This window comes from Mesoterricola sp. JemC181 (genome assembly GCF_055384585.1).
In genome coordinates, this window is sequence record NZ_AP045076.1 from 1,364,617 (window position 1) to 1,384,760 (window position 20,144).

The 20,144-nt window shown below is 71.6% G+C and carries 13 protein-coding genes and 1 pseudogene; 8 read left to right on the forward strand and 6 right to left on the reverse strand.

The annotated features are described in order from the left end of the window. The first annotated feature begins 153 nt into the window (after positions 1–153). Positions 154–1,215, forward strand: coding sequence for a hypothetical protein (locus ACZ5MC_RS06060; protein ID WP_464517296.1), 1,062 nt, complete (start codon positions 154–156; stop codon positions 1,213–1,215). On the opposite strand, the gene ACZ5MC_RS06065 is transcribed toward ACZ5MC_RS06060, so the two are convergent. Further along, a complete protein-coding gene (locus ACZ5MC_RS06065) occupies positions 1,212–1,883 on the reverse strand; it encodes a cupredoxin domain-containing protein (RefSeq protein WP_464517297.1) in 672 nt (223 codons plus the stop codon). The two genes, ACZ5MC_RS06060 and ACZ5MC_RS06065, sit on opposite strands and share 4 nt — an antisense overlap. 71 nt (positions 1,884–1,954) lie before the next feature. Here ACZ5MC_RS06065 and ACZ5MC_RS06070 point away from each other — a divergent pair, with 71 nt between their 5' ends. Together ACZ5MC_RS06070 and ACZ5MC_RS06075 are read left to right on the forward strand one after the other, a co-directional pair. Further along, the gene (locus ACZ5MC_RS06070; protein WP_306599425.1) at positions 1,955–4,084 is read left to right on the forward strand and encodes a serine/threonine-protein kinase; all 2,130 of its coding nucleotides are present in this window, start codon (positions 1,955–1,957) and stop codon (positions 4,082–4,084) included. 35 nt (positions 4,085–4,119) lie between these two features. Continuing rightward, positions 4,120–7,209, forward strand: a complete 3,090-nt coding sequence (locus ACZ5MC_RS06075) for an ATP-binding protein (protein WP_464517298.1) — start codon at positions 4,120–4,122, stop codon at positions 7,207–7,209. Here the strand turns inward: ACZ5MC_RS06075 and ACZ5MC_RS06080 are convergent. Then, positions 7,166–8,575 carry a pyridoxal phosphate-dependent decarboxylase family protein gene (locus ACZ5MC_RS06080; RefSeq protein ID WP_464517299.1) on the reverse strand — a complete coding sequence of 470 codons (1,410 nt, stop codon included), beginning with the start codon at positions 8,573–8,575 and terminating at the stop codon, positions 7,166–7,168. The two genes, ACZ5MC_RS06075 and ACZ5MC_RS06080, sit on opposite strands and share 44 nt — an antisense overlap. Before the next feature lie 70 nt (positions 8,576–8,645). Between ACZ5MC_RS06080 and ACZ5MC_RS06085 the strand changes: the two genes are divergently transcribed. Further along, the gene (locus tag ACZ5MC_RS06085; protein WP_464517300.1) at positions 8,646–9,797 is read left to right on the forward strand and encodes an MFS transporter; all 1,152 of its coding nucleotides are present in this window, start codon (positions 8,646–8,648) and stop codon (positions 9,795–9,797) included. Here ACZ5MC_RS06085 and ACZ5MC_RS06090 read toward each other — a convergent pair. From ACZ5MC_RS06090 to ACZ5MC_RS06100, 3 genes and pseudogenes are all read right to left on the reverse strand, one after another. Beyond that, positions 9,766–10,677 carry a methyl-accepting chemotaxis protein gene (locus tag ACZ5MC_RS06090; RefSeq protein ID WP_464517778.1) on the reverse strand — a complete coding sequence of 304 codons (912 nt, stop codon included), beginning with the start codon at positions 10,675–10,677 and terminating at the stop codon, positions 9,766–9,768. The genes ACZ5MC_RS06085 and ACZ5MC_RS06090 overlap by 32 nt on opposite strands. Positions 10,678–10,740: 63 nt before the next feature. Next, a pseudogene (locus ACZ5MC_RS06095) lies at positions 10,741–11,373 on the reverse strand (cache domain-containing protein); the annotation flags it as partial. Between the two features lie 86 nt (positions 11,374–11,459). Further along, entirely contained in the window at positions 11,460–12,848 is a 1,389-nt protein-coding gene (locus ACZ5MC_RS06100; protein ID WP_464517301.1) for a lipase family protein, read from the reverse strand. Positions 12,849–13,071: 223 nt separating this feature from the next. Here ACZ5MC_RS06100 and ACZ5MC_RS06105 point away from each other — a divergent pair, with 223 nt between their 5' ends. The 4 genes from ACZ5MC_RS06105 (at position 13,072) to ACZ5MC_RS06120 (ending at position 19,762) form a co-directional block, all read left to right on the forward strand. Next, entirely contained in the window at positions 13,072–13,839 is a 768-nt protein-coding gene (locus ACZ5MC_RS06105) for a dienelactone hydrolase family protein (RefSeq protein ID WP_306599431.1), read from the forward strand. 177 nt (positions 13,840–14,016) lie between these two features. After that, entirely contained in the window at positions 14,017–16,422 is a 2,406-nt protein-coding gene (locus ACZ5MC_RS06110; protein WP_464517302.1) for an acyl-CoA dehydrogenase, read from the forward strand. Between the two features lie 2 nt (positions 16,423–16,424). Continuing rightward, positions 16,425–17,723 carry an acetyl-CoA C-acetyltransferase gene (locus ACZ5MC_RS06115; RefSeq protein ID WP_306599433.1) on the forward strand — a complete coding sequence of 433 codons (1,299 nt, stop codon included), beginning with the start codon at positions 16,425–16,427 and terminating at the stop codon, positions 17,721–17,723. Beyond that, positions 17,723–19,762, forward strand: coding sequence for a 3-hydroxyacyl-CoA dehydrogenase NAD-binding domain-containing protein (locus ACZ5MC_RS06120; protein WP_464517303.1), 2,040 nt, complete (start codon positions 17,723–17,725; stop codon positions 19,760–19,762). Before ACZ5MC_RS06115 ends, ACZ5MC_RS06120 begins: the two co-directional genes overlap by 1 nt. A 10-nt stretch (positions 19,763–19,772) precedes the next feature. Here the strand turns inward: ACZ5MC_RS06120 and ACZ5MC_RS06125 are convergent, their stop codons facing one another. Continuing rightward, positions 19,773–20,117: a cystatin family protein gene (locus tag ACZ5MC_RS06125; protein ID WP_306599435.1), complete on the reverse strand. Its 345-nt coding sequence runs from the start codon at positions 20,115–20,117 to the stop codon at positions 19,773–19,775. Positions 20,118–20,144: the final 27 nt, after the last annotated feature.

The following is a 20,144-nucleotide window of genomic DNA, read 5'->3' on the forward strand; positions in this document are numbered from 1 at the left end:
AAGGTTCGTATGGGTCCCGGCGTCCGTCAACAACTACCCGCCGTCCCGCCACCAGTGTCCGCGGAAGGGGCTCCCGGCGGCAGATCCGGTTTGAAAATGCGAACCCATCCGGAGGGTTGATGGCATGATGGTCCGCGTAACTCCGGAACCCGAATGCCCATCCTCCGCTGGATCCCCATCCTGGCGTGCACCCTGGCCCTCGCCCAGGACGTCCCGTTCGCCGAGGAGGCGCGCGCGCCCTGGGTGCCGGCCTGGGAACTCACGGCCCGGACCGAGAGCATCCGGGGGATCTTCGGCGACGGGCTGGTCCCCCTGGGGGACATCCGCAGGGAGGGCGTACAGGTGCGCCTGCGGTGGTACGCGGAATGGGGCGGCCTGGACTGGACGGCCGGGCTGCGTTCGGCGGTGGGGTCCGACGGCAACAGCAACAACCGGCCCCGGTGGGATCAGCAGCCCTCCAACGGCACCCAGCTGGACGTGGCGCGGGTGGAGCTGGCCGGAGTCACCGAGCGCCTTTTCGGGAAGGCGGCCCTCGGCTTCCAGGAGCTGGGCCTCATCGCCTCCCAGGCCATGTGGGACCCGGACCTGCGCTTCCTGGGCGCGGGGGCCTCCGGCGGGATCCGCGGGGGGCTTGTGCAGGAGGCCTCGATGCGCACCGCCCTGGGCCGGGTGCGGACGGTCTACCCCCGCAACGACGTGGACCTCGCCGCCTTCCAGGCGGTGCTCAAGCTCGGCCTGGGGGCATTCTCCGGGACCTTCCACGCCGATCGCTGGAACCTCGCCTGGGACGAGGACGAGGGCCGCTTCAACGCCCCCGACTTCCGCGGCAGGGGGCGGCAGCGCTTGTCGCTCGACGGGGTGGGCGCGGCAGCGAAGTGGGAGGGCCCCGTGCCGCTGGAGGTGCGGTGGAACGGCAACCGGGCGCGTTCCACCCGGGACACCAGCGAGGAATTCCAGGTGCTCGCCGGCAGCCGCTCGAGGCCCTTCAGGCCCCAGGTCTCCTACACCTGGCAGCGCCTGTCCTCCACGGGCGAGCTCTACGTCCTCAACAGCGACCAGTGGTGGTACTACCGCGGCGCCAGGGGGCCCCGGGCGGAACTGGTCCTGCCCCTGCGGGGGCTCTGGAGCGTCTCGCTCGTGCACCTCCGGCAGAGCATCCGAAGGTCGCCCAAGGTGGCCGAAAAGACGATCTTCACCGTCCTCAAGCGCTTCTAGTATCCCGTCTCGTCCGGGGGCGGAGGATAGTCCTTGCCGAACTTGTTCTTGTGGGGAGGCGTGGCGGGAAGGGTGGCCTCCAGGTCCCAGGAGCCGCGGGTGGCCGCGCCGTCGATGCTGAGGGCCCAGGTGCGCTCCCCGGCCTCCGGATGCCAGAGGCGGAGGCGGTACGACCCGGGGGGGACGTTGTCGAAGCGGAGGTCCTTCCGGTGCTCCAGCACCTGGGCGAAGGGGGTCTCCACCACCCAGACGAAGGCGTTCATCTGGTGGTGCACGTTGCAGTAGAGCCGCACCAGGCCGGGGCCGGAGAGCCGCACCCTGGGGGAGTCCCCGGGCAGGTAGTGGCCCGTGTCGAACCGGTTGCCGGGGGTCAGGCTGAAGACGTTGTGCAGGATGGAGTCCATGTTGGGGAAGCTCACCTCCGTTCCCGGCGTGGCGATGGAGACGCGGGGGGAGAACTCCTTGTTGGCCGTGCGGATCACCAGGGGCCGCGAGGGTCCGGGAGCGCGCACCGCGGCGTCCAGGGGCTCCAGGATGGCCACGCAGTCCTTCAGCGTGGGCCGGGGCCTGCCGTCCCTGTCCAGGATCCGCACCGGGCCCTGCAGGCTCCCCGCCGCGAGGACCGGACCCGCCGCCGCCAGCACCGCCTTGATGAGGAACGGCTTCATTTATCGGTTCCTTCCGTCCATGGATCCAAGTATATCTTGAGGTCCGAGGAACCCCCACGATGCGTTCGACGATGCGATGGTATCAGACGCTGGCCTGGAAGTTCTTCCTGCGCCAGGCCGCGACGATCCTCGTGCTGGTCTCGGCGATGCTCTGGGTCGCCTACTACCAGGCGGGACGTTCCGCGCGGGATTCCGCCAGCGCCAGCCTCGTGGCCTACAGCCAGGTCCTGGAGCGGTTCCTGGCCCAGCAGGGCAGGGTCCTGGACGCGGGGCTGGAAGTGTTCACCCAGTACTCGGGCAACGTCTCCATCATCGAGACGGTGCTCAAGACCGGCGAGACGGGGAGCCTCGGGGACACGCTGGTGGACAACCTGCCGCGCCTGGGCGCCAGCCTCGCGATCGTGGTGAGGCCCGGCGGCACCCTGCTGGTCTCCACCGCAACCGGGGCCCCCACGGAATTCCAGGACGTGGGCGTCCTCCAGATGGCCCTGAACCCGGACGAGGCGCGCAATGCCGGGCACCCCGGCCCCTCCTACCGCGGCTTCCTGGACGTGCCCTGGGGGCCCCGGCCCGGCGTCTACCACGTCGTGGCCCGCACCCTGCGGTCCCCGGGGGGCGCCCTGCTGGGGGCCATGCTGGTGGGCAACCCCCTGGACGCCCAGGCCGCCACCGAGATCCGCGCCGAGACGATCGCGGCGCCCCGGAAGGGCGTGCCCGCGGCCCAGGTGGCCCTGCTCAGCCATTTCCGGACCCTCGGTTCCACGCTGGCGCAGGCCGATCCCCTGGACCGCCTCCTGGCGCGGGAACCCTCCTTCCTCTCGGCGCGCGCGGGCATCCTCGACGCCCGGCGGTCCCCGGTGCTGCCGCTGGTCCTGGACGGGCGCAGCTACCTGGGGATGATCTCCCCCATCCGGGGCGTCAACGCCCTGGACCTGGAGATGGCCTCGGCCCTGCTCCTGCCCACGGAGCCGCTGCTGGCGCCCTTCCGGACCCTGCAGCGGGCCATCCTGGTCGGGGGGGTGGCCGGCATCCTCCTGGCCCTGTGGCTGGGCCTGCGCTCCGCCCGCAGCGTCACCGCGCCGCTCCAGGCCCTGGCCTCGGCCGCGGGGGCGCTGGCGGAGGGCCACATGCCCGACATGCTGCCCCTGGTTCCGTCCCCGGACGAAGTGGGCGTCCTGACCCGCACGTTCCGGTCCATGCTCGCCGAGCTGAGGGCCAAGGACGACCTGCTGGGGCTCCTGGCCTCGGCGGGCCAGGCCGCGGACACCGCCTTTCCGGGGGCGCCGGCGGCGGAGGAGACCCGGGCCCTGGTGATCCCTCCCCGGGACGACGACGAGCCCCTGCCGCCCGCGCTCCGGGTGGGAGGGATCTTCGCCGGCCGCTACCGGGTGGACGGCGTGCTCGGCCGGGGCAGCATGGGCGTGGTCCTGAAGGTGTGGGACCTGCACCTGGAGGAGGACGTGGCCCTCAAGGTGGTGCGCGGGACGCTGGCCGCGGACCCGGGTTTCCTGGATCAGCTCAAGCAGGAGATCCGCCTGGCCCGGCGGATCACCCACCGGTTCGTGATGCGGACCCACGACTTCGGGGAGAGCGGCGGGGTGCCCTACGTCACCATGGAATACCTGAAGGGCGTGACCCTCCAGGGCCTCATGGATGGCCGGGGGCGCCTCCCGATGCCCCTGGTGCTGCGCATCGCGCGCCAGGTGGCGGAGGGCCTCGAGGCAGCCCACGCCGCCCAGGTCGTCCACCGGGACATCAAGCCCATGAACGTGCTCTTCGACGTGCGGGGCGACGCCAAGATCATGGATTTCGGACTGGCCGCGCCGGCCCGGGGCGGCGCCGCCCAGGGGGGCCAGACCGTGGGCACGCCGCGCTACATGTCGCCCGAACAGATCCGGGGCGAGCGGGTCGATGCCCGCTGCGACCTGTATTCCCTGGGCGTCATGCTGTTCGAGCTGTGCGCGGGCTTCCCGCCCTACGGCGAAACCCGGGTTCCGGACCTCCTGAACCAGCACCTGGAGGCCCCGGTGCCCCTGCTGTCCGCCGTCTGCCCCGAGGCCCCGGAGGAGCTGTCCGCCCTGGCGGCGAGGCTCATGGCCAAGCGCAGCGAGGACCGCCCCCAGACCGCCGCGGAGGTGGTGGAGATCCTGAAGCTCATCTCCGCGGGGGCCAACGCCAGCCTCCAGCGCAGCGGCCGCTGAGCCCTGGTAGGCTTGAGGGACCGGACCCCTCCCCCATGACGCGATCCCTCCTGGCAGCCTGCATGACCTTCGCGCTCGCCCTGGGCGGGCTCGGCGCGGACGTTCCCAGGGAGGCGGGCACGCCCTTCCTGCGTTCCTTCTCCCCCGGCGAGGCCGGGGGTTCCCATCCCCAGAACTGGGCCTTCGCGCAGGGCCCCGGAGGGCTCATCTACGTGGGGAACGGCCTGGGGGTGCTGGAGTACGACGGCGTGAAGTGGCGGCTCCTGGAGGCGGGCGGCACGGTGCGCGCCCTGGCCTGGGGCCCGGACGGGAAACTCTACGTGGGCGGGGAAGGCGGCGAGACCGGGTGCATGGAGCCCGGCGTCACCGGAAGCCGCTACGTCTCCTTCGGCAAGCCCGAGGGGGCGTTCTCCGCGGTCCGCGGCATCCACCTGCTCCCCCAGGGCCTGTTCTTCGCCACCCGGGAGGGGCTCCTGCGCCGCGAGGGAGGCCGGACCTCGAGCCTCCTGGTGCCCGGCGGCGTCTGGAAGACCTTTTCCGTCGCGGGGCGGCTCTACCTCCAGGACCTGGCCGGGGACCTGTTCCTGTGGAGCGGAGAGGGGCTCCGGCCCGTGCCCGGCGCCGGCGCCCTGAAGGCCTTCCGCATCGCCTTCATGCTGCCCCTCGAAGGCCCGGACCTTCTCGTGGGCACCCGGGACCACGGGTTCTTCCGGTTCGACGGCCGGGTCCCGAGGCCCTTCATGACCGAGGTCGACGCCCTGCTGAGGCCCGGGCAGGTCTACAGCGGCACGCGCCTGGCCGACGGCGGTCTCGCCGTGGCCACCGTGAAGGCCGGGGCCTTCATCCTGGACCCCTCGGGCAGGCTGCGCTTCCATCTGGACCAGGCCTCGGGCCTGCGGGACGATACGGTCTACCAGGCCTTCCAGGACACCCAGTGGGGGATCTGGCTGGGGCTGAACAACGGCCTGGCCCGCATGGAGTGGCCGGTCCTGACCCGCTTCGACGAGCGCGCCGGTCTCCGGAGCTTCCCGTGGTCCATGGTGCGCCACAAGGGCGTCCTCTACGCCGCCACGGGGCAGGGGATCTCGTACCTCGACCCCCGCGGGCTGGCGCCGCGGTTCAGGGACGTCGCGGGCGTGGAGGGCCAGTGCCTCGCGTTGGCCGCGGCGGGCGACGACCTCCTGGCGGTGTGCAGCCAGCAGGGGGTCCTGGAGGTGCGGGAGGGCCGCGCGAAGGTCATCGCCCGGGGGATCCCGTTCCCGGCGTGCCTCCTGGCGTCCAGGGCCGATCCCTCGCGGGTCTTCATAGGCGGCCCGGCGGGCGTCGCCTCCATCCGGAGGAAGGCCGGCGGCGCCTGGACGGAGGAGGGCCTGGTCCCGGGCACGCAGGAGGACATCTTCGCCATGGCGGAGCCCGAGCCGGGCGTCGTCTGGGCCTCGAGCCGGTCCCGGGGGCTGCTCCGGATGACGTTCCCGCCCGGCGGGGGCCCCCCGGCCCTGGCCCGGTTCGGCACCGCCCAGGGGCTGCCGGTGGACCGGTTCCTCTGGCTTTCGGACGTGGGGGGACGGCTCCTGGTGGGCACCTCCGCGGGCGTCTTCGCCCTCGACGGGGCCCAGGCGCGGTTCGTGCCGGAACCCGCCCTGGGCGCCCTCTTCCCCGAAGGGCCCCGTTCCGTCGAATTCCTGCGCCCCGGACCCGGCGGCCGCATCTGGATGCAGACCACGGACCGGGAGCGCAACGTCAAGGAGGCCGGCGCCGCCGTTCCGGACGGCCGCGGCGGCTACTCCTGGGAGGCGGCCCCCTTCCGGCGCTTCGCGGGGACCGACCTGGCCGAGATCCACCCCGGCGCCGACGGCGTGGTGTGGTTCTCGGGGCCCGACGGCCTCCTCCGGTACGACCCCGGCGTGGCCACCGGTTCCCGTGAGGGCCTGCGGGTGCGCCTGCGCCAGGTGCAGGGGGGCGACGGCGGGACCCTGGCCGGAACCGCCCCCCGGGTCCCCTACCGGAACCGGTCCCTTCGCTTCACCTTCGCCCTGCCCAGCTTCGACCGGGAGTCCGCCAACCGCTACCAGGTGCGCCTGGAGGGCTACGACCGGGACTGGTCCCCCTGGAGCGCGGCCCCGTTCAAGGAGTACACGAATCTCGCCGAGGGCGGCTACCGGTTCCGGGTGCGGGCCCGGGACGTCTACGGGATGGTGGGCCCCGAGGAGACCTTCCGGTTCCAGGTGCTGCCCCCGTGGTTCCGGACCTGGTGGGCCTACGCCGGCTTCCTGGGCTCCGCGTCCCTGGCGTTGTACCTGGCGTTGCGCGCACGCACCCGTTTCCTGCTCCGGCAGAACCAGGCCCTGTCCCTGCGCGTGGACGCCGCCACGGCGGAGCTGGTGCTGCGCAACCAGGAGCTCCACGGCCTGAACGCCCAGCTGAGCGATCTGAACGAGCAGAAGAACCAGCTCTTCGGCATCGCCTCCCACGACCTGCGCAATCCGCTCAATTCCATCGTGCTCTCCTCGGAGCTCCTGGAGGAGGAGATGGACCCGGGCCAGGTGAGGGAGATCTCGCGCCGGATCCGGGCCGAGGGCATGCGCATGAGCGAACTCCTGGGCCGGTTCCTGGACTACGCGGCCATCGAGGCCGGCACCGTGAGGCCCGAGCCCGAGAGGTTCCCCCTGGCCCTGCTCTCGGCGCACGTGGCCGCGCGGTTCGGTCCGGTGGCGGGCCGCAAGGGCATCGTCCTCCGGGTGGATCCGCCCGCCGACCATGAAGCCCATGCGGACCTGCGGTTCACCAAGGGGATCCTGGACAACCTCCTGTCCAATGCCATCAAGTTCTCCCGGCCCGGCACCACCGTGACCATGCGGGCCGAGGCCGACGGCGAGGGCGCGCTGCTGACCGTGGGCGACCAGGGCCCTGGATTCACCCCGGAGGACCTGGAGAAGGCCTTCCACCGCTTCACCCGGCTCAGCGCGCGCCCCACCGGAGGGGAGCACTCCTCGGGCCTGGGGCTCTCCATCGTCAAGCACATGGCCGACGCCATGGGGGCCCGGCTGGAGCTCGAGACCGCCCCGGGCCAGGGGGCGACCTTCAGGGTGTACCTGGCCGGTCCAGCCGGTCCATCAGGGCCGTGAGGTCGTCCCGCGTGGTGAGCGGGTTGATGAGGGTCGTGCGCAGCCAGGTGCGGCCCCGCAGCTGGGTCTTCACCAGATGGAAGGAGCCCTCGCGGACGATGGCCTCCCGTGCGGCGGACTGGAAGGCGTCGCCTCCGCCCCCGGCCCGGAAGCAGACGATGTTGCCCTCGGGGCGCACCGCAAGTTCCCAGCCGGGCCGCGCCTCGATGGCATCGGCGAACCAGGAGGCCAGGTCCACCCGGGATTCGAGGTACCGGGCGAAGTAGTCGGTGCCGAGCACCTGCAGGGCCACGTAGAGGTCCAGGCTCAGGAAGCGCTTGGTGCACTCGAGGGTGCGGTGGGCGAGGTTGTACCACTCCTGGCGGGCGCTGCGGTCGAAAAGGTACGAGGCCTGCTGGCTGAAGGTCTCGAACGAGTGGCCCTCGTCCCGGAACAGCACGGCCGTGACCAGGGAAGGCATCATCAGCATCTTGTGGGCGTCGATGACCAGGCTGTGGGCGCGCCCGATGCCCGCGAGCCGCGGACGAAGGCGGTCCGATACCAGGAAGGCGCCGCTGTGGGCGCCGTCCACATGGAACCAGACGCCCCGCGCCTCGCAGATGGCCGCGATGTCCTCCAGCGGGTCGATGGCCCCGGTGGCGGTGGATCCCGCGCTGCCCACGACCGCCAGCACCCTCCGGCCCCGGGCTTCGGCCTCGTCCAGGGCCGCCTCCAGGGCTTCGGGGCGCATGCGGAAGCGCTCGTCGGTGGGCACCGCGATGACGTTCCTCCCGCCCAGGCCCAGCACCTGGGCCGAGCGGCGCACGGAATAGTGGGTCTGGTCCGAGGCCAGCAGGCACAGGTCCATGGGGGCCCGGTAGCCCTCCTCCCACACGTCGTAGGGCGTGGAGGCCTGGCGCGCCGCGAGCAGCGCCGTGAGGTTGCCCGCGCTGCCGCCGTGGGTGAGGACGCCCCCGGCCCGGGCCGGATCGTAGCCCGCGAGGCCCGAGAACCACTGGACGAGGCTCCGCTCCATGGCGGTCGAGACCGGTCCCATTTCGTACACCGCGGTGCCGTTGTTCAGGAGGTCCGCGACCATGCCCAGGAGGGCGGTGAGGGGCAGGGGGGCCGAGCACTGATGGCCCACGTAGCGAGGATGCTGCAGATGGTGGGAGCCCTCCAGCACCCGGGCGATGAGGTGCATGGGATCGGCCCCGCCTCCGCGGGTGAAGTCCGCGGGCCAGGCCCGGAGGGACTCCGGGGGCTCCCGCCAGGGCAGCACCGGCGGCGTCCCGCCCTGGACCTGGGCGAGGTGGTCGGCCAGGGCATCCACGGCGCGGTGGCCGAGCGCGCGAAAGGTTTCCGGATCGTAGGCGTTGTCGGGCATGGGTCCATCCTGCCACCTCCAGGATCGAACCGACAGGCCCCTCGGGCCACTCAGGGCGGAGGGGGTGCGCTTGAACCTGCGGATGGCGGCGCTGCTCATGGCCTTCCTGGTGATGGGCTTCGGGGACCTGAGGGGCAGCTTCCTGGGAATCGCCCGGGAGGTCTTCGGCATCTCCGCGGCCCAGGGGGCCCTGATCCCCCTGGCCGGCGCCTCGGCCTTCGCCCTGTGTGCGCTGCCCGTGGGGCTCCTTGCCACCCGGAAGGGCAAGCGCTTCGTCCTCCAGGCCGGCCTGCTGCTTACCGCCGCCGCCCATGCCCTTCCCTGGGTCGTGCTGTCCCGCTATGAGCACCTTCTGGCCGCCATCTTCCTCATCGGCGTGGGGATGACGTTCCTGCTGGTGGCGGGCAATCCGCTGCTGCGGGATGTGACCGAACCCGCCCGCTATTCCCGGAACCTCACCTTCGCCCAGTTCTTCAAGAGCCTGGGCTCCATCGCGGGACCCTGCCTGCTGCCCCCGGCCGTGGCCCTCGGGCTCACCTGGAAGGGCGTCTTTCCGGTCTTCGCCCTGGCCTCGCTTGCCGTGTGGGCGGTCATCACCTGGGTGCCCTTCCCCGTGACCCCCGCGGAGCGCCCCGCCACCCTGAAGGGCATGCTCGGCCTGCTGGGGGCGCCGCCGCTGCGCTGGAAGGTCCTGGGCATCTTCCTCCTCTCGGGTTCCGAAATGGGTATGAACAATTTCCTGGCCAGCCACATGGGGCTCACCTTCGGCATGGATATCCAGAAGGAGGCCATCACCCTGGGGCAGGGCCTCTTCTGGGTGAGCCAGGGGGCGGGCCGGCTCGTCGGTGCGCTGGTCCTGGCCCGCGTGCCGACCCGGAGGTTCATGCTGACTTGCGCGGTCGCGTGCCTGGTCGGCCTATGCGGCCTGATCCTGGGTTCCCGGGGGGTGGCCATCGCCTCCGTGGCGCTTTGCGGCATGGGCTTCTCGAACATCTGGCCCTGCCTGTTCGCCCTTTCCCTGGAGGCCCGGCCCGAGCGGTCCTCGGAGATCGGGGGCCTGGCCGTCATGGCCAATGTGGGGGGGGCCGTCCTGCCGCTCCTCATGGGCTGGGTGACGGACCTCAGCTCGGTGCGCTTTGCCTTCCTGGTCCCCCTGGCGGCCTTGGCCTACGTGGCGGGCCTGGCCCGGGTCAGGTGCGGAACTTCCGGATGCGCTCCATGAGGCCGTCGGCGGATTCGGACTGGTTCTGCGCGGTCTGCGCCACCACGGCCACGGTCCCGCTGAGGGCCTCGGCGGCCCGGGTGTCCCGGGCCAGACGCTCGACGACCCCCAGGGTCCGGCCCGCCACCTGCCGGCTGGCCTCGGCCTGGGTCTTGAGGGCCGCGTCCAGGTCCTGGATCCGTCCGGCCATGGTCTCCGTCTGGTCCCCGATGCGCCCCAGGGCCTCGACGATCCCGGCCACGGTGGACTCGCCCTCGGTCACGGTGGTGTCGCTCTCCTGGATGAGGGCGGAGATCTCCTTGGCCGCGGTGCTGGAGCGCTCGGCCAGCTTGCGCACCTCCTCGGCCACCACGGCGAAGCCCTTGCCCTGGGCCCCCGCCTTCGCCGCCTCGATGGCCGCGTTGAGGCTCAGGAGGTTGGTCTGCCGGGCGATGTCCTGGATGATGCGGACCGCCGAGGCCATCTTGCCGAAGCTGCTCCGGATGCAGGCCATGGCCCCGGAGGTGTCGTGGCCGTGCCGGGACCCCTGGGCGGCGGCCTCCAGCGTGGCCTGGGCCTGGCCGCGGGCCTCCTCGAGGCTGGCGGCCATGCCCTCCAGGGCGGTGGAGAGGCCCCCGATGGCCGCCGAGACCTCCTCGGCATCCCGGCGCCCCGCGTTCATCTCCAGGGAGAGTTGCTGGGTCTCCCGGGCCATGGACCCCGCGCTGGCCTGGAGCGTGGCCGCCTCCTCGTCCAGCCGGGCCGCCACGGCGCCCAGGTCCCTGACCAGCCCGCCGAAGGCGCCCACGGCCTGGTTGAAGGCCGTGGCCACGCGGCTCAGGTCGCCCGTGGACGTCTCGGCGGCGCTGACCCGCAGGTCCCCCCTGGAAAGCCCCTCCATCTGCTCCGTCAGGTTCCCGGCCAGGGAGGTCACGGGGCTGAGCACCCGCTTGGCGAAAATCACCCCGTTGGCCAGGGCGACGAGGGTGGCGATGGCCGTGAAAAGGGCGATGCGGTTGCGGATCCCCGCGTACTCGCGCTGCACGTCGTCGATGTAGACCCCGTTCCCCACCATCCAGTCCCAGGGCAGGAAGGCCTTCACGTAGGAGATCTTGGGAACGGGGAGGTTCTCCCCCTGCCGGGGCCACAGGTAGGGGACGAACCCGCCCCCCTTGGCCCGGCAAACCGCCACCATCTCGTTGAAGAGGAACCGGCCCGACGGATCCTTGCTCTGGCTCAGGTCCGTCCCGTCCAGCTCCGGCTTGTAGGGGTGCATGATCATCCGGGGGGTCAGGTCGTTGATCCAGAAATACTCGTTCTTGTTGTAGCGCAGCGATTTGATGATGGACATGGCCTGGGTCCTGGCCTGGGCCTGGGTGAGTTCCCCCCGGCCGGCCCGGGCGTCGAAATCCTGGAGGATCCCGAAGACGCTCTCCACCGCCACCCGGGTGGCGTTCTCCCGGTCCTCGGTCACCTGCTTCTCCACGGTGGGGAGGACCAGCAGGACGGTCACCAGGACGAGTGGCAGGAGGGACAAGGTCACCACCATCACGGTCTGGCCGAACAGGTTGAGCCTTCGATTGGATTTCGTGGCCATGGGGGCTCCGGTCCCCAGGAACAACGGCAGAAACCCGCCTTTTGATTAATTTCGATGGAAACCCCATGAGGATCAATATTTGAAATTCATTCTGCCGGCCGGCCCGGCGAGGCCCGGCCCATCCGGTAGATCCAGTCGAAGGCCGTGGGGATGGCCAGGAGGGCGCCCTCCACGTGGGTGATCCCGCCCCCGGGCCTGCCCAGGGGCAGGAAGGTGAACAGCCCCGTGGGGTCCGCGCCCTCCTTGCGCACGGCGCCCTCCAGGAGCCACCGGGCGGTGAGGGTGTTCGCGAGCGGCACGTCCCGGTCGTCGGGGCTCTGGCAGAAGAGGATGGGACGGGTGGGGGTCCAGCCCTCCGCCACGTCGTTCTCCTCCAGGATCCCCTTCATCGGACTCGTGGCGAAGGCTGGATCCTCCAGGTCCCGGGCCACCCAGTCCGGGTTGAGCAGATCCCGGAGGACGACGGTCCCCGGGGCGCGTCCCATGCGGGCGGCGATCCGGCCGTCCACCAGGGTCCCGTCCGTGAAACCATTGATCCACTGAAGGATGTTCCCGTCCTCCCCGGTGGCGAGCAGCCGCGGGGTCAGGGTTTCCAGGGGGTCCATGACTCTCCCATAAATTGCGTTGTACCCCAGGAGCACGTAGGGGATGAAGAACGGATGCCTGAAAGGCTGGTTCCGGGCCAGGATCTGCCGGCGCGTGGTGCCCGAGATGTCGAAGGGCCCCGCCATGCAGGCCGAACCCGCAAGCTGGAAGGCCGCCTCCCCTCCGTACAGGGCCCGGTGGGTCTCCATCTCCCGCGCCGCCGCCAGGGAGGCGTAGCCGCCCTCCGAATAGCCCATGAGGAAGATCCTCCCGTCCCACGCGTAGTCGTTCCCCGCCACGTACGGGTCCTCGGTGAACCGGTCCCGTATGGCCTGGATCCCGTCCACGATGGCGTAGGCCAGGGACTTCCCGTGGCAGTAGGGGTGGAAGGAGGTCCCGTCCCCTCCCATCCCCGGCTGGTCGGGCATGGCCACGGCGAAGCCGTAGTAGGCGGCCGCCGCGGCGCCCAGGATCCATTCGTGGCCCCCGAACTGCGAGGCCACCCCCTCCTTGAGGAGGGACGTGCCGTGGCTGTAGATGACGATGGGCATGCGACGGTGCCCGCCCAGACGCCAGGCCGGTGGGAAGAAGACCCGGCCGCTCTGGTGGATGGACGCGGTGCGCTGCACGCCCCGGTCGTCCAGGAGGGGGCGGCCCAGGTCGCCGTAGAGGGGTTTGCGGGCCGAGTAGCTGAGCAGGGAGGAGTGGACGACCCAGTCCGGCATCCTGGGGCCCGCCCATTGTTCGACGAACTGGGCGCAGGCGATGAAGGTGCCCCAGCAGGCCGGGTCGCCCGGGCGGGTGGGAAGGAGGGTCGGGGACGGCTGGGCGCCCAGGGGACTGGCAAGGATGGCCAGGGCTGCGCCCATGGCCCGGAAGAGGCGTTTCATCTGCGGAAGGCTCCGTTGGATAGGGTTTTGAATGGGCGCTGCGGGGACCGGACCCATGGGGGCCCGGCCACGATTGTTACCACCCGGATCCCGGGCTGTCGATCCCCAAGTTGCGAATAATTGCACTTATCATTCATTTCGTCCGGGAGGGCCCTTGCCGGAAAAATACGCGTGAGGGTCAACCCAAACAGGAGTAGGCTTCCTCAAACTTCCGGAGGTGCCCATGCGCCGCGCCCATCTCTCCCTCGCCCTGGCCGCCCTCCCCATGCTGGCCGGCCAGCCTCTCGTCTACCAGGACGGGACCACCCGTCTCGCCGGCTACCTGGCCACGCCCGCCGCCGGGAAGGGGAAGGCGCCCGGCATCGTCATCGTCCACCAGTGGATGGGTCCGACGGACCACGAGCGCCGCACCGCCGACGAGCTGGCGAAGCTGGGCTACGTGGCCCTGGCGGCCGACATCTACGGGGAGGGGGTCACGCCCAGGGACACCAAGGAGGCCGGGGCCCTGGCCGGCAAGTTCAAGGGGGACCGCCCCCTGTACCAGCGGCGGATCCGGGCGGCGCTCGACACGCTGAAGGCGCAGGGTTCGGTGGACCCGGGACGCCTCGCGGTCATCGGCTTCTGCTTCGGGGGAACCGGCGCCCTGGAGGCCGCCCGCGCCGGAATGCCCGTGAGGGGCGTCGTCTCGTTCCACGGGGGCCTGGACGTCCCCGCCGACCGTCCCGTGGGGCCCATCGCGGCCAAGGTCCTCGTCTGCCATGGCGCCGACGACCCCTTCGTGCCGGCCAAGGACGTGGCGGCCTTCCACGACGAGATGCGCAAGGCGAAGGCGGACTATACCTTCGTCGCCTACGGGGGAGCCGTCCATTCCTTCACCCAGAAGGAGGCCGGGGACGACCCGTCCAAGGGCGCGGCCTACCAGGAGGCTGCGGCCCGCCGGAGCTGGCAACATATGAAGGACTTTTTTGGCGAGTTGTTCGCTCGTCCTTGAAAAATTGAAAATACTAACTGGATATGCATATCGTTAATAAGCTGCAAAATCCATCAAAAGGCCTTGCCATTCATTAAAAAAAATGAATCAAAGTCGATGGAATATGCGGCTTGCCGGAGAGCCCTTTCTGAGTAGACTGGCTTCACCCGATCCCCACCCACCTTCAAGGGAATTGCGATGATCCAGTTCTACTCGGCGGCAACATTAATCGTGATCGCCTTCACCCTGGCCTATTTCCGGGCCGGGCTGGCCTTCTGGACAGCCCTGGCGGGCCTGGCGCTCGCGGCGTTCCAGATCCGCGCCGGCGTCCCGCCGGCAGCATGGGCCGCCTTCGGCGCGGCGGCCCTCGTCCTGAACCTGCCCCCCTTGCGCCGGGCCCTGGTCATGCGGCCCCTCCTGGCCGTCTTCAAGGGCAAGCTGCCCCCCCTGTCCCGCACGGAGCAGGAGGCCCTGGAGGCCGGGACCGTCTGGTGGGACGGCGAGCTGTTCAGCGGCCGGCCAGCCTGGAGGAAGCTGCTGGCCCAGCCCGCCCCCGTCCTCACCGCCGAGGAGCAGGCCTTCCTGGACGGGCCGGTGGAGGAGCTCTGCGGGATGCTGGACGACTGGCGGATCGTGGAGGACCTGAAGGACCTGCCTCCCGAAGTGTGGGCCTTCCTGAAGGAGAAGGGCTTCTTCGGGATGATCATCCCGCGCCAGTACGGCGGCCTGGGCTTCTCGGCCCTGGCCCATTCCCAGGTGATCATCAAGCTGGCCGGACGCAGCGCCGCGGCGGTGGTGACGGTCATGGTGCCCAATTCCCTGGGGCCCGCGGAGCTCCTGAACCACTACGGCACCGAGGAGCAGAAGAACCATTTCCTGCCCCGCCTGGCCCGGGGGATCGACCTCCCGTGCTTCGCCCTCACCTCCCCCGAGGCGGGCAGCGACGCCGCCTCCATCCCCGACACCGGCGTGGTCTGCCGGGGCGTCTTCGAGGGCCGGGAGGTCGTGGGCATCCGCCTGAACTGGGACAAGCGCTACATCACGCTGGGCCCCGTGGCCACGCTCCTGGGGCTGGCCTTCCGGCTCACCGACCCCGGCCATCTCCTGGCCGAGGGCAGCGAGGGCATCACCCTGGCCCTCATCCCCACCTCCACCCCGGGCGTGGTCATCGGCACCCGCCACGACGCCATGGGGATCCCCTTCCAGGTGGGGCCCAACTGGGGCAGGGACGTCTTCATCCCCACCGACTGGATCATCGGGGGCGCCGCCCAGGCCGGCCGGGGCTGGAAGATGCTCATGGAGTGCCTGGCCGCGGGCCGCTCCCTTTCGCTGCCCGCCCTGTCCACCGGCGGCGGCAAGATCGTCGCCCTGGTGGTGGGCGCCTACGCGCGGGTGCGCAAGCAGTTCCGCCTGCCCATCGGGAAGTTCGAGGGCATCGAGGAGCCCCTGGCCCGCATCGCCGCCAACACCTACGTCATGGACGCGGCCCGCACCATGACCTGCGGCGCCCTGGACCAGGGCGAGCGCCCCTCGGTCATCTCGGCCATCGTGAAGTACCAGTGCACGGAGCGGAGCCGCCGGCTCATCTGCGACGGCATGGACGTGCTGGGAGGAAGCGGCATCTGCCTCGGGCCCCGCAACCTCCTGGGGCGGGCCCACCAGGCCATCCCCATCAGCATCACGGTGGAGGGGGCGAACATCCTCACGCGAACCCTCATCATCTTCGGACAGGGGGTCATCCGGTGCCACCCGCATGTGCTGAACGAGATGCGGTCCCTGCGCCACCCGGACGCCCTGGGCGAATTCGACCGGCACATGGGGGCCCACGTGGCCTTCACCCTCTCCGTAGCGGCGCGGTCCCTGGTCCACGGGCTCACGGGCGGCCTGCTGGCCGATGCCCCCGGAGGCCCCGCCCGGCGCTACTACCAGCGGGCGACCCGCTATTCCGCCGCCTTCGCCTTCGCGTCCGACATCGCCCTCCTCTCCCTGGGCGGCGGGCTCAAGCGCAAGGAGAAGCTCTCGGGCCGGTGCGCCGACATCCTCAGCAACCTGTACCTGATCTCCGCCTGCCTCAAGCAGTTCGAGGACCGGGGCCGGCCGGCGGGGGAATGGCCGCTCCTGCGCTGGGCCTGCGAGGACGGATTCCAGAAGATCGAGGAGGCCTTCGACGGGCTGTTCAGGAACCTGCCCAACCGCCCCGCGGCCTGGATGCTCCGCTGGCTCACCTTCCCCACCGGGCGCCACTGCGCGGGGCCCAGCGACCAGCTTGGCCATCAACTGGCGGAGATCCTGCTGGAGCCGTCGGCCTTGCGGGACCGCCTCACCGCCGGCGCCTTCGTGCCCATGGACCCCCGGGAGCCGGTGGGCCGCCTCGAGGACGCCCTGCGCAAGGTCATCGCCGCGGAACCGGTGGAGAAGAAGCTCTGGGCCGCCGCCGCCAAGGGCGCGCTGGCCGCGGGTCCCGATGACGCCATGCTGGCGGACGGGATCAAGGCCGGCATCCTCACGGGACCCGAGGGAGAGACCCTTCGCAGGGCCCTGGAAGCCCGCCGCGAGGCCATCCGCGTGGATGACTTCCCCAGGATCGGCCAACCCAAGGAGTGACCATGGGCGCCTATGCCGGAGGGAGGCCCGTCCACATCGTCGACGGGGCCCGCACGCCCTTCCTCAAGGCACGGGGCGCCCCGGGCCCCTTCCGCGCTTCGGACCTGGCCGTGGCGGCGGGCAAGGCCCTTCTCGCACGGCAGCCCTTCCGGCCGGAGGCCCTGGACGAGGTCATCCTGGGTTGCATCGTCCCCGGCCCCGACGAGGCCAACATCGCGCGCCTGCTCGCCCTGCGCCTGGGGTGCGGGAAGGCGGTGCCCGCCTGGACCGTGCAGCGGAACTGCGGATCGGGCATGCAGGCCATCGATGCCGCCGCCCTGGACATCGCCTGCGGCAGGGCCGAGCTGGTGCTCGCAGGGGGCACGGAGGCCATGAGCCACTCCCCGGTGCTGTTCAGCGACGGGATGGTGCGGGTGCTGGCGGACCTGGGCCGCGCCCGGACCCTGTGGGCGAAGGTGAGGGCGGCAGCCCGGTTCCGGCCGGCGCACCTCAGGCCCGTCATCAGCCTGGCCAGGGGCCTCACCGATCCCCTCACCGGTCTGAACATGGGCCAGACCGCTGAGCTGCTGGCCAACCGCTTCGGGCTCACGCGGGAGCGCATGGACGCCTACGCCCTGGCCAGCCATCAGCGCCTCGCCCGGGCCCAGGACGAAGGCCGCCTGGAGGAGCTGGCCCCCCTCTACGGCGACGACGGGACCTTCTACGACCGGGACGAGGGCCTGCGCCGGGAGGCGGACCTTGCGGGACTGGGGCGCCTCAGGCCCGCCTTCGATCCCCCCCACGGCCGGGTCACCGCCGGCAACAGCGCCCAGATCACGGACGGCGCCGCCTGCCTCCTCCTGGCCAGCGAGGAGGCCATGCGCCGGCACGGGCTCACCAGCCTGGGCCGGGTGGCGGACTGCCAGTGGGCGGGCCTGGAGCCCAGCCAGATGGGCCTGGGCCCCGTGCATGCCATGGGCCCCATCCTCCTGCGGAACGGCCTGCGCACCGGGGACGTTGACTACTGGGAGATCAACGAGGCCTTCGCCGCCCAGGTCCTGGCCTGCCAGGAGGCCTGGGCGGACCGCGCCTACTGCCGGGACGAACTGGACGCCCCCGCCTTCGACGCCATCGACCCCGAGCGCCTGAACGTGGACGGGGGCGGCATCGCCCTGGGCCACCCCGTGGGCTGCAGCGGAGCCCGCATCGTCCTGCACCTCCTCCACGTGCTCCGGCGGAACGGCGCCCGGCGGGGCCTGGCCAGCCAGTGCATCGGAGGCGGGCAGGGCGGGGCCATGCTCCTGGAACGGGAGGGCGCCTGATGTCCACGGCCTTCGACGGGTTCCGCCACTGGCGGGGGGAGGCGGGGGAGGAAGGGATCCTGGACCTGGTCCTGGACCGGGCGCACGCCAGCGCCAACACCCTCTCCGCCGAGGTCCTGGAGGAGCTGGACCGGGTGCTGGACCGGGTGGCCGCGGGCGCGTGGAAGGGTCTGGTACTGCGCTCGGGCAAGGCCGGCGGGTTCATCGCGGGCGCCGACGTGTCCGAATTCGGGGGCCTGGCGGAGGCGGGGGAGGCCTCCGCGCGGATCGGCCGCGGCCAGGGCGTCTTCGCCAAACTGGAGGCCCTTCCCCTGCCGACGGTGGCCCTGGTCCACGGCTACTGCCTGGGGGGAGGCCTGGAACTGGCCCTGGCCTGCCGGTACCGGGTCGCCAGCGACGACCCCGGGACGCGGCTGGGCCTGCCGGAGGTCCTTCTGGGCATCCACCCGGGCTTCGGAGGGACCGTCCGCCTGGTGCGCCTTCTCGGACCCGTGGCGGCCCTGGATCTGATGCTCACGGGGCGGTCTGTTTCCGCCCGCAAGGCGCGCGAACTGGGGCTCGTGGACGAGGTGGTTCCGGAGCGCCAGCTCCCCAGGGCCGGGCGGGCCGCCCTGCTGCGGGCCGCGCCGCCCCGGCGGGCTTCCTGGGCCCGGCGGCTTCCCGGGATCTGGCCGCTGAGGCCACTCCTGGCCCGCTTCCTCCGGGGCCGCGCGGCACGGCTGGCCCCCCCGGCCCACTACCCGGCGCCTTCCGCCCTCATCGCCCTCTGGGAGGCCCAGGCGAGGGCCCCGGAGGCGGCCTATCCGGCCGAGGCGCGGTCCGTCGCCCAGCTCGTCACCGGTCCCGCCTCAAGGAACCTGGTGCGGGTCTTCCAGCTGCAGGAGCGGCTCAAGGACCTCGCCCGTGGCGGCCATCCCCCGGCGCGGTTCGTGCACGTGGCGGGGGCCGGGGCGATGGGCGGCGATATCGCCGCCTGGTGCGCCCTCCAGGGCCTCCAGGTGACCATCCAGGACGTGGACGGCCCGCGTCTGGCCCAGGTCATGAAGCGCGCCGCCGAACTCTTCCGCCGGAAACTCAAGGACCCCCGCCTGGTGGCCGCGGCCCTGGACCGCATCGGCGGGGACCTCGCCGGCGAGGGCGCCGCCCGGGCGGATGTTGTCATCGAGGCCATCTTCGAGGACGCCGACGCCAAGCGGGCCCTGTACCGGACCCTGGAACCGCGCATGAGGCCGGAGGCCCTCCTGGCCACCAACACCTCCAGCATCCCCCTGGAGGAACTGGCCGGAGCCCTGGAGCATCCGGAGCGGTTCGTGGGCCTCCATTTCTTCAACCCCGTGGCCCGCATGCAGCTGGTGGAGGTGGTGTCCATGGCCTCCACGCCCGCGGGCGTCTCGGAGCGGGCCATGGCCTTCGTGGGCGCCATCCGCCGCCTGCCCCTGCCCGTACGGAGCACCCCGGGCTTCCTGGTGAACCGCATCCTCATGCCCTACCTCCTGGAGGCGGTGGCCCTGGAGGGGGAGGGCGTGCCGGCCCACGAGATCGACCGCGCGGCCCTGGCCTTCGGCATGCCCATGGGCCCGGTGCTCCTGGCCGACACCGTGGGGCTGGACGTGTGCCTTTCCGTGGCCCGGATCCTGGGGGCCAGCTTCGGGTGCGCGGTTCCCCGGCGCCTGGAGGAGCTGGTGGCCGCAGGCCGCCTGGGCCGCAAGACCGGACGGGGCTTCTATGACTACCGCGGCGACCGGCCCCGGATTCCCAAGGCCTCCCTGCCCACGCCGGGGGGCCCCGTGGAGCAGCGGCTGGTCCTGCGCCTCCTGAACGAGGCGGTGGCCTGCCACCGGGAACGGGTCACCCTGGACGCGGACCTCCTGGATGCCGGCATGATCTTCGGCACCGGCTTCGCCCCCTTCACGGGGGGCCCCATGAACCACAACCGGAACGAAGGGGCCGCGGTCCAGCGGGCCCGCCTCGAGGGCCTGGAGCATCGCCTCGGCAGCCGCTTCGCTCCGGACCCCGGCTGGTGGAGCCTCCCGGATTGAGGCGCGCCGATCAGATGCGGTTCGCCGAAGTAAGATGCCATTTCCCGTCCAGGCTCTGGTACGCCACGAACTCCCAGTCCATGGTCCCCTCCTCGTCCAGCACCTTGGCCACCAGCTTGACGTTGATTCCGGCCACCACCTGGGTGTAGGCCCGGGTCACGTCCAGAAGGGTCAGGTTGGGGAGCTTTCGCTGGAGAAAACCTTTGGCTTCCAGGACCTGGGGTTGGTCGACGGGGGTGGGCCGGTAGTCCCCCACCCGGAGGACGTCGCCGGGCCCATCGGCAGGCCGGGCCGGGGACTGGGCGGAAAGGGAGAGGACGGGGCATAGGATGGCTGCGAGAACGGATGGGTTCACGGGGGTGCTCCAAGAAAGGCGGGGCCG

Bases quoted from the DNA above. Each gene is read 5' to 3' on its own strand.
- ACZ5MC_RS06060 (WP_464517296.1), top strand. From the start codon at position 154: ATGCCCATCCTCCGCTGGATCCCCATCCTGGCGTGCACCCTGGCCCTC.
- ACZ5MC_RS06065 (WP_464517297.1), bottom strand. From the start codon at position 1,883: ATGAAGCCGTTCCTCATCAAGGCGGTGCTGGCGGCGGCGGGTCCGGTC.
- ACZ5MC_RS06070 (WP_306599425.1), top strand. From the start codon at position 1,955: ATGCGATGGTATCAGACGCTGGCCTGGAAGTTCTTCCTGCGCCAGGCC.
- ACZ5MC_RS06075 (WP_464517298.1), top strand. From the start codon at position 4,120: ATGACGCGATCCCTCCTGGCAGCCTGCATGACCTTCGCGCTCGCCCTG.
- ACZ5MC_RS06080 (WP_464517299.1), bottom strand. From the start codon at position 8,575: ATGCCCGACAACGCCTACGATCCGGAAACCTTTCGCGCGCTCGGCCAC.
- ACZ5MC_RS06090 (WP_464517778.1), bottom strand. From the start codon at position 10,677: ATGGAGGGGCTTTCCAGGGGGGACCTGCGGGTCAGCGCCGCCGAGACG.
- ACZ5MC_RS06100 (WP_464517301.1), bottom strand. From the start codon at position 12,848: ATGAAACGCCTCTTCCGGGCCATGGGCGCAGCCCTGGCCATCCTTGCC.
- ACZ5MC_RS06105 (WP_306599431.1), top strand. From the start codon at position 13,072: ATGCGCCGCGCCCATCTCTCCCTCGCCCTGGCCGCCCTCCCCATGCTG.
- ACZ5MC_RS06110 (WP_464517302.1), top strand. From the start codon at position 14,017: ATGATCCAGTTCTACTCGGCGGCAACATTAATCGTGATCGCCTTCACC.
- ACZ5MC_RS06115 (WP_306599433.1), top strand. From the start codon at position 16,425: ATGGGCGCCTATGCCGGAGGGAGGCCCGTCCACATCGTCGACGGGGCC.
- ACZ5MC_RS06120 (WP_464517303.1), top strand. From the start codon at position 17,723: ATGTCCACGGCCTTCGACGGGTTCCGCCACTGGCGGGGGGAGGCGGGG.